We start from the raw sequence: 13842 nt of genomic DNA, 5'->3' as shown, positions 1-13842 counted from the left end.
GAGAACTGTATCAACCGTGCCGTCGGCAACCTGGTCCTTAAGAGTGTCGAAGGAGAGCTGTTCGGTCACGATGTTCTCTCCGTGCTGTTCATATCCATCACTGCTGGTTTCAGAAGGAGCAGGATTTCACGCGCCCGTTCGGCGATGTCGTGCTCGCTGCGCATCAGGTCATTGCGCACCTCAATCATCACATTTGGCAATCCGCGTGGCTGCGCATGGAGGCGCAACGTGTGGGTGACACCATCCCTTGGCCCGTAGGGCTCATTCCGCGCGACCTTGCGACCGGGCAGACGGCCTATATGCTCCAGCATCGCGTCCACCAGTCGGCTGTCGTCATCATGCAAAAGACCGATTTCCACCTCCCGCGGCTGGCCGAAGTAGACAGGGGTGAAGGAGTGAACGGTGACCAGTACTGTGTTCGAGCCGCGGACGTCGAGGATCTGGGACACCGCAGCACAGAATGGGTCGTAGACAGCAGTCGCGCGGGCCTGTCGGTCCGCAGGCGTCAGATCTCGGTTGCCGGGCACGTCGATGAGTTCCGAGCTTTCCGGCATGGCGCTTGTTGCCTCAGGCGGGCGGTTGCAGTCGTAGACCAGCCGTGACACGGTTGATGCCACAACTGGCGCGTCTAAGTCTGCGGACAACTTGAGAGAAAGATCCAAGGCGCCAGGGTCCCAAGCGGCATGGCTTTTCAGGTCGTCATGCGCCAGCCCGAGGTCATCGTAGATCGCCGGGATGTACGCAGAAGCATGTTCACAAATAATCACAACAGGCCCCGCACCATCAGGATTGATGATTTGTAGAGGTTGCGGCATCATAAATGGCCTCCTTTTCGGCACGACTTTGGGACGGGCGGCGGTGCCCGATCAAGTCTTTCAGACTTCGTGATGGCAAAGATCAGCTGTTCAAAAGATCGACGAGAGTTGCATGAAGTTCCGGGGAGGCTGCGGACACAACCGCACCATCAGAGTCCAGCGTCAGCGTTTTACCCTGCCAGTCCGTCATCAGCCCACCTGCCGCTTCAATGACAGCTGAAACGGCCAAAAAGTCATAGGGTTTAAGATCATAATCGATCACCGCATCGACGTGGCCTGCCGCAAGAAGGGCATGGGGATAGCAATCGTAGCCGAAACGTCGTGTCTGCCCGACCTGAAGCAGTCGGGTGGCGATGGCCGGGTGGTTTTCCAACAGTTTTTCACCCTCGTTGATGTAAAGAACCGCCGAGTTTAACTCGCGCTGGCCTGAAACCTGAATTGGAATTCCATTGCAAGTTGCGGGCACTCCGAGGCCCCCGCAATAGACTTCATTCAGTGCAGGCATGCTGATGGTGCCAGCCTGCAACTGGCCGTGACTGAGAAACGCAATCAGCATGCCAAACAGCGGGTGGCCGGAAATGAAGGATCGGGTGCCATCAATTGGGTCGATGACCCAGAGATGATCCTTGCAGTCACCCACGATCCCGGTTTCTTCGCCGAGGATCGCGTGATCCGGGTATCTGGCGGCAATCGCGGCCTTCAGTTCCCGCTCCACTGTCTGGTCGGCCAAGGTAACCGGGCTGAGGTCTGCCTTGAAATCAACGGCGGTACCTTGCCGGAAGAACGACAGCGCGGTTGATGCGGACAATTCCGCCCAAGCCACGCAGTCTTGCAAGATCTTTTCTGTAGCAGGCCGTTCGGGGGTAGAGGAGGTCATTGTCATGAGAGTATGTTCCGTGATCGCATCAGGATTTTTGCCCGGCCTTGGCGCCGTTAAGGGACTTGCGCAGAGCGTTTGGAGTGGTGCCGTATACTTGCTGAAAGGCGGAGGCGAAGCTGGCGCTGGTGGAAAAACCGGCTGCGATTGCCACGTCAATCAGGGTCATATTGGTTCTCAGCAGAAGTTTGCGGGCATGATCAAGCCGCATCTGCCGGTAGTAGGTGCAGGGCGTTGTGCCGCAGTGCTGCTTGAAGTGCCGTTCAATACGGCGAGACGGCGACCCCAGAATACGGGACACCTCCGCCATCGGGAGCGGATTTTCCAAATGGCGTTGAAACAGCGTGATTGCTTCGTTGACGAGCGCAGAACCGGAGACTGCAGCATGGAGAACTTCACCAGTCTGGGTGCTGTGGGGGTCGCTCAGGCGGGTGTGGATGAAAGTCTGAGCCAGTCGGGTGGCGGTCGGTTTTCCGTAGACTTCGGTCACGACATGAAGAGCCAGATCCAGTGCGCCGGTTTTCCCGCAGGACGACCAGTCGCCGTCGTTGACCGCGCAGACCTGGTCCGTCGGGGCCAGGGTGCTCATTAGACCGTTGAACAGTTCTCGGTTTTGCCAGTGAACCGCGCAGCGACTGCTTTCGAAGACGCCGTCCTTCGCCAGCGTCAGCGCCGCGCCGCCAACCGCAGCCACCTGACAGCCACTGCGACGCAGAAGCTGCAGCGCCGCCCTGAAATGCTGGTTCCGGCCGACGCTGAATTTGTGGCCACCGAATATCACGAGATAGTCCAACTCTCTCAGCACATCGGCCAGGGGGCTGGTCTTTACCGCAGCGCTACAACTGCCCTGCACAAAACCGCCGTTGCTGGACAATACGTCAACTTTCAGGCTTTGCCCGCAAGTGTCGCCAGCGTCGTGCAGGGCTGACGCAAACAGGGCATACTCCTCCATCGGGAAACCGGAAAACACGTAGAGCCCGACGCGTGCAGTGTAACCCGGCGTTGTTGCGATGGCGCGTACGGCCCTCCGGACCGGCGCAGGGTCGCGAAAATTGCTCTGTTCCAAGTGATGCATCATCATATTCCCTGGTGATGGACGAGCGGCGCTTCAGGCTTTTACCCGGCTCATAGATGGGTCATAGAGCGGACCGAGCTGCACTTTACAGGGCACCCGCTGAGTGGCGACTTCCAGTTCATAATCCCCGCTCAGCACATAATCTGGATCGACGCCATCAGGATTGCGGATATAGCCGTAGCCGATCGACTGACCGACGGTGTAGCCGTAGCCGCCGGAGGTGAGCCAGCCGACGCGTTTGCCGTTGCGATAGATGGTTTCGCGGCCCATGAGCACCACGCCGGGATCGGTGGTGAAACAGGCAAGCATCTTCTTCACCCCCCCGGCTTTCCGCGCTTCGGCAGCGGCGCGCCCCTTAAAGGCGATCTTCTTTCGGAGTTTCACCGCCCAGCCCAATCCGGCTTCGAACGGGGTGTGGTCCGGGCCAATATCTGAGCCCCAGGCGCGGTAGCCTTTTTCAAGGCGCAGGGACTCAATCGCACGGTAGCCGGCATCGACTAACCCAAGAGGCTGTCCAACACCCATCAGTGCTGCGTAAACAGTTTGGGCGTACTCCACCGGCAAATGCAGTTCCCAGCCTAACTCCCCGACATAGGTCACACGCAGCGCCTGAACTGGGCATCCGGCGATACCGATGGTGCGGATCGTGCCGAATTGGAAACCATCGTTGGAGACATCGTCCCGGGTCACCGCAGCCAGGATGTCGCGTGCCTTTGGTCCCATCAGCGACAGGACAGCGTTGGACGAGGTGATATCGAACAGCTGGCAGTTCATGCCCTCAGGAATGTTGCGGCGGATCCAGTCGAAGTCGTGTGTGGCATAGCCGGTTCCGGTGACGATATAGAACTCATCCTGGGCGACGCGACCGACGGTCAGATCGCATTCGATGCCGCCTTTGTCGTTCAGCATCTGGGTATAGATCAGCGATCCCACCGGCTTGTCTACATCGTTGGCACAGATCCAGTTCATGGCGGCCAGTGCATCCGGGCCTTTCAGAGTGAATTTGGCAAAGGACGTCTGGTCAAACAGGACTGCAGCCTCTCGTGCCGCCTTGTGCTCACGGCCTACCGCGTCAAACCAGTTCTGACGGCCAAAGCTGTAGAGATCCTGAGGTGTCTCGCCTCTGGTGGCGTCGGCAAACCAGTTCGGGCGCTCCCAGCCAAGTTTCTCGCCGAAACAGGCGCCTTTGTTTTTCAGCGTGTCGTAGAGCGGGGATTTGCGGCAGGGGCGGCCGCTGTCGTGTTCCTCATGTGGCCAAGCCATGGTGTAATGCTTGCCGTAAGCCTCCACCGTGCGTGTGCGGATCCAGTCGGTATCGAAATGCGGGCGGCCAAAGCGACGGATATCGGCAGACCAAAGATCAAACGGCGGCTCGCCATTCTTCACCCATTCCGCAAGTGCCATGCCGGCGCCACCGCCAGCGGCGATGCCGAAAGCGTTGAAACCCGCACCGACATAGAAATTGCTGAGTTCCGGCGCCTCGCCGATGATGAAGTTGCCATCTGGCGTGAAGCTTTCGGGCCCGTTTGTCAGCGTCTTGATACCGGCATGTTCCAGCGCTGGGACTCGGCCAAGCGCCTGTTCCATCAGCTGCTCGAAATGGTCGAAATTGCTGTCGAGCAGGCTGTAGTGGAACCCTTTGGGGATGCCATCAGTGGCCCAAGGGATCGGGTTCGGCTCATAGCCGCCCATCACCAGCCCGCCGACTTCCTCTTTGTAGTAAGTCAGCCGGTCTGGGTCGCGTAGCGTGGGCAGATTGGAGGGCACGCCCTCGAACGGTTCCGTAACCATATACTGGTGCTCCATCGGAACCAGGGGGACGTTGACACCAAATCGTTTTGCAAAGGTGCGAGTCCACTGACCGGCGCAGCAGATCACCTTTTCGCATTCGATGCGGCCATGTTCGGTGATCACGGCGCGGATCCTGCCGTCTTCGATTTCGATATCAATGACTTTTGTGTCCTCGAAAATCTTGGCGCCATCCATCCGTGCGCCCTTCGCTAGCGCCTGAGTGATGTCGGAGGGGTTGGCCTGCCCGTCGGTGGGCATGAAGGCGGCGCCGATCACGTCGGAGATATCCATCAGCGGCCACAGGTCCTGGGCTTCCTTGGGGGTCAGCAGCTCCATCTCCAGACCGAAGGAGTGTGCGGTGGTGGCCTGACGTTTGACCTCAGTCCAGCGTTCCTCGTTACAGGCCAGGCGCAACCCGCCGTTCATCTTCCAGCCGGTGCCTAGGCCGGTTTCTGCCTCAATCTTGTTGTATAGATCGACCGAGTAGCCCAGCAACTGCGTAATGTTGGCGTTCGAGCGCAACTGTCCGACCAAACCGGCAGCGTGAAAGGTAGTACCAGAGGTCAGTTTTTTCCGCTCCAGCAGAACGGTGTCGGTCCAGCCCAGTTTGGCCAGATGATAAGCGGTTGAGCAGCCGATGATGCCGCCACCGATGATGACTGCCTTGGCAGTTGAGGGAAGTTCAGTCATGTCAGTCCTCAGGTGTTTTGAAAGTCGTCAAGCGCCGCGCGGAAGCGCGCGAGATTGCTGGCGGTGTAGGCCGCGTAGTCAAATTCGATTTTGGAAGTGATCTCGGAGACCATGCTCCACATCGTTTCGCGAAGAAGCGATGCACATTTCATGGCGTTGTAGCGATGCAGCAGGTCATCGGTCACGGGTGCGCCGAAATAGGTCTCCAGAATCCAGAGCTCCTGCTGCTCTGACAGCCCGTTGTTGGACGCCAGCCCGCCGAGATCAAACAGTGGTGAGTTGAAACCGGCATAGTCATAGTCAATCAGCCAGAGTCTTGTACCGTCATCGAGAAAATTGCCGCATAGGAGGTCGTTGTGCCCAAAGACGATGTCGAACGGACCTGCAGCCTGTTCTAGACGATTGCCGATTGTGGCCAGTTCAGCGGCCAGAGCGGCATGGCGGCTATTCTTGTCCTGCAGGGCGGCTGTGTAGTCGCGGATCACATGGAAAACCCAGAACACCAATGCGGGACCGCGCAGATGCCCGGGCACTTCTTGGTGGCAGGATTTTACCAACTCCAGCACCCGTGGCAGCATCGCGGGCGCGCGTATGTCATCCTCAGTCAAGGTACGGCTTTCGATGTATTCCATCACCGTCAGCCCTTGCTGGGTGTGCACTACCGCGGGCGCTAAGCCGGCAGCGTGAGCGGCGCGGCTGGCTGACAGTTCGTTGAACCGCATCACCTGGTGCAAGGGGATGTCATCGCCTGCGCGTACCACGTATTTGCCGGAATTGTCGGTAACCAGGTAGTTTATATTGGTGATACCACCGTTCAACGGTTCAGCCGTGATCTCTCCCTGCCAGGTGGGCAGGGCGCGGATTTGATGAAGCAGATTGGATTGGCTCATGCTTAGGTCTCCAGTCCAAAGCGGATGCGGGCGCCACGGGCTCCTGCGTTGACCAGACGGTCGGCGATGATTGCGATAAAGGCGATGGCCAGCCCTGCCACCAACCCACGGCCGGTGTCCGCCTTGGTCAGAGCGATATAGACTTCCTGACCGAGATCACGTGTGCCAACCAGAGCGGTGATCACCAGCATCGACAACGCCAGCATGATGGTCTGGTTGATACCCAGCAGGATTTCCGGCAGCGCCATCGGTAGTCGTACCATTCGCAAGAGTTGCCAGCGGGTGCATCCCGAGACCAATCCGGCCTCGATCAGCTCGCCGCTGACACTACGCATTCCGTGCGCCGCGTAACGGACAGCCGGTGCCAGCGCATAAAGAACGATAGCAATCATTGCGGTGAAGTCCCCAACCCGGAACAGCATCACTACCGGGATCAGATAGACGAAGCTGGGCAGGGTTTGCAGCGTGTCGATAAACAGGCCGATCGCCACGCCTGCGCGCTTGTTCAGCGCCGCCAGCACACCGAGCGGTACGCCGATCAAAGTTGCCAGGATTACCGAGGCACCGCAAAGGTAGACGGTAACCATCGCCTTGGCCCAAAGACCGCTGAAAGCGATCAGCGTGGACATGCTGCCGCACATCAATGCCAGCCGCAACCCGCCAGCGCGCCATCCGACCAGTGTCAGCATGGCGACGGCCCAAGGCCACGGGATGCCCAGCAGTGTTTTCTTTATTGGCAGCATGAACCAGTGAAGGAAGAAAACCTTTACCGCCTCGAACGCGTCGAAATAATTCACGTTCAGGTATTTTACTGTCTCGCTCCAGAAATCGCCCGTGGTGATGGTCTGGCTGATCGGGTATTGCAGCAACAGCGGTGAAAAATGGCCCAAGCCCCAGGTGATAATCAGCAGAGACATGACCAGCACCGTCCGCTTGTGGCGGGTGGCCCAGGATCCGGGTGCAATGTGGTGGACTTGGCCCATACGCTCTGCGAAGGCCTGGCTCAACCGGTCGACCGCAATGGCCAGCACAACGATGGCAATACCCGCCTCAAAGCCCGCACCGATATCCAGACGGCGCAGCGCGGCCAGCACGTCAAAGCCGAGCCCGCCAGCGCCGATCATTGACGCAATGATGACCATGTTGAGCGTGAGCATGATCACCTGGTTCACGCCAACCATCAGGCTTTGGCTCGCCGAGGGGACCAGGACCCGCCACATCAGCTGGCGCGGTGTGGTGCCAGCCATACGGCCGAAGTCGAGGATCTCCGGATCGACCGACTTGAGAGCCAAAATGGTAACGCGGATCATTGGCGGTGTTGCATAGATGATGGTTGCAACCAGCGCCGACACCGGGCCAAAGCCGAACATGAACAGGATCGGCACCAGATAGGCGAAGATTGGTATGGTCTGCATCAGATCCAGTAGGGGTGACAGAATGCGCTCGCCCACGGGGTGGCGGTAGGCCCAGATCCCTGTCAACAGCCCGCCGCCGGCACCAATCGGCACCGCGATCAGCACGGAGGCAAGTGTGACCATGGCACTGTCCCATTGCCCAAACACTGCAAGATAGGCAAAGCAGGCTCCTGCCACCGCCGCCAGACCCCAATTGCGGCAATAATGGCCGAGAGCGATAACAGCCGCCGTCACAGCGATCCAGCTGGCGGCAGGCAGCAGGGCCTCCGCACCGGGGCCGGAGGACACAAAAAAACCATTTGCCAGCAGGCTCAGCATCAACTCGTAGGGCTGCTCAATCAGCCAGGCGACGGCGCGCGTGACATCAGTAAAGGATATCGGGCCGATGGCTGCATCTTCTACGAGCCAGGTCATGGCGGATGAGATATGGCCCTTGAGCGGAAGCACCCAACTTGAAGGCACTTTGATCAGCCAGCGTGCATCCAGCGCCTTGGACAGATCACGGCCAAACCAGCCCAGAAGGATCGTGACAAGGATCATCCCCCATACTGTCGCTGACTGAGGGGAGAGGCGGGCGCTCATTCTATCCCTCCGGAGGTCTCGCCAGCGCCAAACAAGACGCGGGCGACGGCTTGTCGGTTTATGCTGCCAATAATGCGGCCGCTATCGTCGCAGACCGGGCGCGGCGCATCGGCGGCAATGATCTGCTCCGCGACATCCGACACCCGGGCGGTTTGCGGAACAGGTGTACCCTCGCCGTCGGTACCGGAGGCCATTATGCCGCCCACGGTTAGAACCTTGGATCGTGGAATATGGCGGGTGAACTCGGCGACGTAGTCAGTGGCCGGGTTCAGTACCAATTCCTCCGGCGTTGCGATCTGGATGATGTGACCGTCTTTCATGATGGCAATTCGGTCGGCCAGGCGCACGGCTTCCTCAAAATCATGAGTGATGAAGACGATGGTTTTGTGGAGGCGCGCCTGCAAGCGCAGGAATTCATCCTGCATCTCGCGGCGGATCAGCGGATCAAGCGCCGAAAACGGCTCATCTAGAAACCACAGGTCGGGTTCTGTCACCAGTGAACGGGCAATGCCGACACGCTGTTGCTGGCCGCCCGACAGCTCACGCGGGTAGTAGTCCTCGCGCCCCTTCAGGCCTACCAGTTCCACCACTTCCCGGGCCTTCACTTCGGCTTCGCTTTTGGGTACGGCCTGAACTGTCAGTGGAAACATGACGTTCTGCAAGACCGTCAGATGCGGCAACAAGGCAAAATGCTGAAACACCATGCCCATCTTGTGGCGGCGGATTTCAATCAGTTCCTGTTCGCTCGCGGTCAGCAGATCGACACCATCAAACAGAACCTGTCCGCCGGTGGGTTCGATCAGTCGCGACAGGCAGCGCACCAGAGTTGATTTGCCGGAGCCGGAGAGCCCCATGATGATGAAAATCTCGCCCTCGGCAATGTCAATCCGGGCGTCCCGCACGGCGCCAATGATGCCGGCCTTGCGGATGTCCTCACCGCTGGGCGTGGGGTTGGCGTTCAGAAAGGCTTCCGCATTGGCGCCATAAAGCTTCCAGATGTTGCGGCAAGAAAGTTTGGTCTTGGGGGTCATCAAGGCGGCTCCGGTGCCGGTCCGCATCGGCGGCCAGCGGGATTTGTCATGCGGGGAAGAAAGGGGCCGCCTTGAGAGCGGACAGCAGCCCCTAGGGAGTGAGATCAGTTAGCGATCCAGCCAGACCAACGCTCCTTGTTGGCGGTCATCCAATCGGAGACGACGGCGTCGATATCGACGCCATCCAGGTCCGCCTTGCCGACCATGTCGCTCATTTCGTCATTTGAAATATTGTAGGCCTGCACAATTTCGTAGGCGCCGGGCCATTTTTCGGGCAAGCCCGCCCAAGCCGCTTTCCAGATCGGGCCGCGTGGTTTCCCGCAATCATACGCGAGATCCGGATTTACCCCCACTGATGGATCAGAGTAGCACTCTGAGGAATAGGGCGGGAATTCCACAAACTCGCCTTCGTATTTGGCCGGTGCCCAATGAGGCACGTAGATCCAGAGCACAATGGGGTCCTGGCGTTGGTAGGCAGATTCCAGTTCGGCAAACAGGGCCGCGTCGGTGCCCGCGTGCACCACTTCAAAATCAAGTTCCAGCGCTTCTACGCGTTCTTCGTCGAAGCCTCCCCAAGTTACCGGGCCACCGACGTAGCGACCGTTTGGAGAGGTTTCAGCAGTCGAAAACTCATCGGCGCAGTCCTTGAGTGCCTGCCAGTCCGGCAGGCCCGGGCAGCGCTCTTTCATGTAGGAGGGATACCACCATTCTTCGATCGCCATCAGACCGGTTTCGCCCGCGTTGACCACCTTGCCTGAGGCGGTCGCCTCGTCCAGCGCTTCACGCCCGGTGGTTTCCCAGATCTCCATAGCCAGATGCAGGTCGCCGGTCTTCAGTCCCGCGAATTGCGCTATATAGTCAGCCTGCACATATTCGACGTTGTATCCTGCCTCCTGCAGGATGCGGCCCATGATCTTGGTGTTGATCAACTGGCCAGACCAGTCGTGCAGAGTCAGTCTGATCGGGTCGGCGGATTCTGCGGATTCTGCAGACCAGGCGGATGATGCGGAAAAGGCGGCCGTCAGTGCCGCAGCTCCGAATATTCTGAGGTTCTGTCGCATATCGATTTCCCTGTTGTGTGGCGTTATGTGTGATTCTTGGCGTCACGTAGAGGTATCGTGCAGTTGGCTTGGCTTTCAGTCAATATAAGCCACAAAAAACAACGTTTTTTCATTCAATACGTCAATTCACGCGCTGAAATATGCTGCTCGCTGTTGCATTGTGTGGCTTTTTTGAATAGCGCTTAGCAAAACTAAGAGCTTTCCCCTGCATCCGAAATGACCCAGAAAACCACCAATCAACGAGAAGAAGAGATCTTGCGGGAGCTTCACCGCGCAGGTGGATCCTGCCGTGTGAGCGCGCTTGCGCAGAAGCTGAGCGTCTCTAACGAAACCATCCGGCGTAATGTCAAAACGCTGCAGGAGCGCAGAATTGTGCGCAAGGTACACGGTGGTGTACATCTCAACGAAGAGGTCATTGAGCCGCCTTTTGAAAACCGCCTTAGTTCGCATGCCGATGTAAAAACTGCACTGGCCCAGGCCGTGGCGGAGACGATCAGCGATGGGGATTCTGTGTTTCTCGACATCGGTTCGACAACGGCCTACGTCGCGCTGGCGCTCAGAAATCACAGCAACCTCTTTGTGGTTACAAATTCCGTTTTTGTTGCCCAGACGCTGGCCATGCGGAACAATAACAGGGTTTTTCTCGCGGGTGGCGAATTGCGTGCACATGATGGCGGGGCCTTCGGAGCAGAGGCGCTGGATCTGCTGCGGCGTCTCAACGTTCAGCTAGCTGTGTTCTCAGTTGGCGCCGTGAATAGCGAACTGGGCTTTATGCTGCATGATCTTGAGGAGGCAAATATCGCGCGGGTCGCGGCAGAAAATGCGCAGGTCTGCATCGTCGTGGCTGACAGCGGCAAATTCAACAAACGTGCTCCCGTCTCTCTCGACAAGATGTCTTCGATTGACGTTTTCTTCACTGATAGCCCTCCACCGGACGGTATCCGTGAAATGCTGGACAAGAACGAGATCGAGACCGTTGTTGTCGAAGGCAAAGAGCGTCACGCCGGTTGGTCTAAGTTATTGGCAAAGAATAAGGCCTCTCCCACGCCATAACGGCACAGGTCTGGGTGCTGGCCGGGTTGATGTCCAGCCGGTGAACTGCTTTGTCGCTCAGGCAGCATCTGCCACAAGCAAAGTGATCTGCTCTCATGAAGTGTATGATTGGCCTGGTTGATCAGCATTCTTGCCCGCGTAACGGGGCCGGTCCGCAAGCCAATCTAATTGCCGGGAGTGCTGTGTCGAGGGCTAGGGGGAGGTCTGCCGGACTGGTGCGATTGCCGCGGGGCAATCTTGAGAGCTTTGATGAAGTTATTTGCTTTCGGGTTCGATCGTAGAAGAGGCGGCGTGTGGCACATAGCCCCGTGAGGCCTGAGCTTAGGCGTTTGAACTGTTGCAGACGCTGACATTCTTCCCATACGGGTGGGCGTTCCTGGCAGCGTTTTGATTGTTCATCCCTATGCTGCTTGACCCAAGCTTTGACCGCTGAATGAAGCCTTTTGAAATCCTGCAGTTCCGTGAACTCAGCAATGACCTTCTTTGCCATGAACCGTGCGGTTCCGTCCTTAGGAGATTGCCGCGTCCTTGGCGGAACAGGTATGATGTCGAAGGAAGCTAATTGACCTTTTCTAAGCGGCGGCAAAGGGGTGGTCTTAACATCTTTGCCCGTCACCAACTTAGCCCAATACAGCCGTGCCATGTCAGCGGGCTTGCGTTTGCGCCCTCCCAGTTTCTGAGCGTGGTATTGGTTTACGTGGTCACAGTGCAGGACAATCGATACGTCATAGAGTGGTGCCAACCTTGGCCCGCCACTGAGCAGCATCGAATAGTCCTTTGCATGTGCATCGGTATCGGCGACAAGGATGTTGCCCAACACGAAGACGACGAATATGAAAAACACACCCACAAACTCTCGTTATGAATGAGGGAGCCTTGGGAGGGGCGGGTCACATGGTCTGCGGCGCAACGTCGCCAATTTTCTGGCAATATGGAAAGAGGTAGCTCACGTCAGAGAGGCCCAATTCTCCTACCGCTGTCTGAAACGCGCTGCCTCTTGCTGAAAGCCGGTCCTCTTGAACCTTCCTCAGGATTTGTTGACGCATCTACAGATCAAGGTCGCAGCGTTTCTTCTCTGATCCCCAAACATGAGAGGTGCCGGTGGACATCCTCAATTGCGTACTTCTCACGGCGGCTCGTGCCTGCGTCGGGACTGTTAGCAGAACATAGTATTCCTGGCCTCGGCGGCTCACTCTGGTGGCGTGCCAATTCAACATCGCACCTCTCGAATAATGTTGCCTGTAGTGTCAGGCATAATGTCAGTCCTAGTCCCTTCAGAGACTTTCTGACTATATTATCAAGGAAATAAGGTCCATATGGACATGTGGAGGCGAGTACCGGAATCGAACCGGTGTACACGGATTTGCAATCCGCTGCGTCACCACTCCGCCAACTCGCCTTACCGGTGGTGTGAGGCGTGATTAATCACATGCGGTGAGGCGGTGCAAGGGGAGCTGTGCAGAACCGGGCGGAAAAATTGAAAAAATTCTGTCATGGCGCTGTCTTGTACTTAAGGGCGCGCTGACCCGGGTATCGGGGTGATGAAGACAGGTGCCTGTGCCGGTGGCATGTAGTCGGAGAACAATCCGCTCTGGAATGATCATCGCGATGAGGCATGGCTGCAGGCAGAGTGCAGGAGAGCCCCGCCGCAACCAGATCAAGTCCGCATGATGCCGGGGCCGGAAAGGGCCGTGTTGAGGGCGTTTGCAATCAGCTGTGGCACCTGCGGGAGCGCGCCGAGAACCGGCAGCGTATCACCACCAAAGCCTGCATCGGCCAGCGCATCGGGGATGTCGTCGCGCACATGTTCGCCCGCTTGCGCAAAAAACGGAAGGCAGAGGCTGGGCTGCGCTGGGGTGGTGTCCTCAAAAACTCGGGCGGTCTCTGCGATGCGTGGGGCTTCCTCGACATAGCCGGTGGCCAGCGTGGTGCCGGGAAGGCGGTCGCGCATCGCAGCTGCAAAGGTTTCTGCCGCTTCTGCGGCCTTGGGGCCACGGGCTGACCCATGTGCCGCGAGCAGAATGCGGGTTTGGGAGAGGGACCAACCGCGTGCGGCACAGGCAAGGGCGAGCGCGTCGCAGGCCAAGTCTGGCAGGCTTGGATCCAGCCCAAAAGGGGGAAGAAGATGAACGTTATGGCCTTGCAGGCGTCGCGGCAGCACCGAACTGGTAAACCAGCCATTTGCCATGAAGAACGGGTAGATCAGCGCCCCCTCCGGGGTCACCTGCTCCAGCCGGTCGGACATGGCAAGGGTGGCCGAACGGATATCCCACTCTGGCATCAGTGATGCGACCGCATCTGCAAGCTCCGCCAGTGCGCGTTCCTGCGGGGCGGGATCGGATGGTTGTCCGTGCGCAGTGATGATCGCGGTGGGCCGGTGCGTCGGCAGAGCGTGGGGAGAGGTCATCTGGCGTGGGTTTCCGGCTGTGTGATGATCTTGGCGGCGGGATAGGTATCGCAGATAGGTAGGTATCTATAAATTTGCTACGTTTGGCCAGCACGGCCGGATCAATTTTTTGCGGCGGTCAGGCGCGTCACCCCGTTGTCTTTGTCTGCGCGGCT

Annotated in this window: 11 protein-coding genes and 1 tRNA gene; 1 reads left to right on the top strand and 11 read right to left on the bottom strand. The window is 58.3% G+C overall.

Annotated elements, in window-relative coordinates; all coding sequences use genetic code 11:
- Positions 1-65 precede the first annotated feature (65 nt).
- The 8 genes from J4721_RS08310 to J4721_RS08275 form a co-directional block, all read right to left on the bottom strand.
- Entirely contained in the window at positions 66-818 is a 753-nt protein-coding gene (locus J4721_RS08310; RefSeq protein WP_102883748.1) for an N-formylglutamate amidohydrolase, read from the bottom strand.
- A 79-nt stretch (positions 819-897) separates the two neighbouring features.
- Positions 898-1698, bottom strand: coding sequence for an inositol monophosphatase family protein (locus tag J4721_RS08305; RefSeq protein WP_211002301.1), 801 nt, complete (start codon positions 1696-1698; stop codon positions 898-900).
- A 22-nt stretch (positions 1699-1720) separates the two neighbouring features.
- Positions 1721-2767, bottom strand: a complete 1047-nt coding sequence (locus tag J4721_RS08300; RefSeq protein WP_247655949.1) for a GlxA family transcriptional regulator — start codon at positions 2765-2767, stop codon at positions 1721-1723.
- Positions 2768-2800: 33 nt separating this feature from the next.
- The gene (locus J4721_RS08295) at positions 2801-5248 is read right to left on the bottom strand and encodes an FAD-dependent oxidoreductase (protein ID WP_211002303.1); all 2448 of its coding nucleotides are present in this window, start codon (positions 5246-5248) and stop codon (positions 2801-2803) included.
- An 8-nt stretch (positions 5249-5256) separates the two neighbouring features.
- Complete coding sequence (locus tag J4721_RS08290; RefSeq protein WP_211002304.1) at positions 5257-6138, bottom strand: phosphotransferase; 882 nt, start codon at positions 6136-6138, stop codon at positions 5257-5259.
- Positions 6139-6140: 2 nt separating this feature from the next.
- Positions 6141-8135 (bottom strand): proline/glycine betaine ABC transporter permease, encoded by a 1995-nt coding sequence (locus tag J4721_RS08285; RefSeq protein WP_211002305.1) that lies wholly within the window; start codon positions 8133-8135, stop codon positions 6141-6143.
- Entirely contained in the window at positions 8132-9166 is a 1035-nt protein-coding gene (locus J4721_RS08280; RefSeq protein WP_014875227.1) for a glycine betaine/L-proline ABC transporter ATP-binding protein, read from the bottom strand. Before J4721_RS08280 ends, J4721_RS08285 begins: the two co-directional genes overlap by 4 nt.
- A 104-nt stretch (positions 9167-9270) precedes the next feature.
- The gene (locus J4721_RS08275; protein ID WP_211002306.1) at positions 9271-10227 is read right to left on the bottom strand and encodes an ABC transporter substrate-binding protein; all 957 of its coding nucleotides are present in this window, start codon (positions 10225-10227) and stop codon (positions 9271-9273) included.
- Between the two features lie 216 nt (positions 10228-10443).
- Between J4721_RS08275 and J4721_RS08270 the strand changes: the two genes are divergently transcribed.
- Positions 10444-11280 (top strand): DeoR/GlpR family DNA-binding transcription regulator, encoded by an 837-nt coding sequence (locus tag J4721_RS08270; RefSeq protein WP_014875225.1) that lies wholly within the window; start codon positions 10444-10446, stop codon positions 11278-11280.
- A gap of 121 nt (positions 11281-11401) precedes the next feature.
- Here the strand turns inward: J4721_RS08270 and J4721_RS19910 are convergent, their stop codons facing one another.
- The 3 genes from J4721_RS19910 to J4721_RS08255 all read right to left on the bottom strand — a co-directional run bounded on the left by J4721_RS19910 (position 11402) and on the right by J4721_RS08255 (position 13687).
- Positions 11402-12100 carry a HipA domain-containing protein gene (locus tag J4721_RS19910; protein WP_371816064.1) on the bottom strand — a complete coding sequence of 233 codons (699 nt, stop codon included), beginning with the start codon at positions 12098-12100 and terminating at the stop codon, positions 11402-11404.
- A gap of 505 nt (positions 12101-12605) precedes the next feature.
- Positions 12606-12679: transfer RNA gene (locus J4721_RS08260), tRNA-Cys, on the bottom strand.
- 258 nt (positions 12680-12937) lie between these two features.
- Positions 12938-13687 (bottom strand): CbiX/SirB N-terminal domain-containing protein, encoded by a 750-nt coding sequence (locus J4721_RS08255; protein ID WP_211002308.1) that lies wholly within the window; start codon positions 13685-13687, stop codon positions 12938-12940.
- Positions 13688-13842: the final 155 nt, after the last annotated feature.

The organism is Phaeobacter sp. HS011, assembly GCF_018101215.1.
Lineage (GTDB): Bacteria > Pseudomonadota > Alphaproteobacteria > Rhodobacterales > Rhodobacteraceae > Phaeobacter > Phaeobacter inhibens.
The sequence above is the reverse complement of the archived record's forward strand: the minus strand, read 5'-3'. Positions and strand labels throughout refer to the sequence as shown.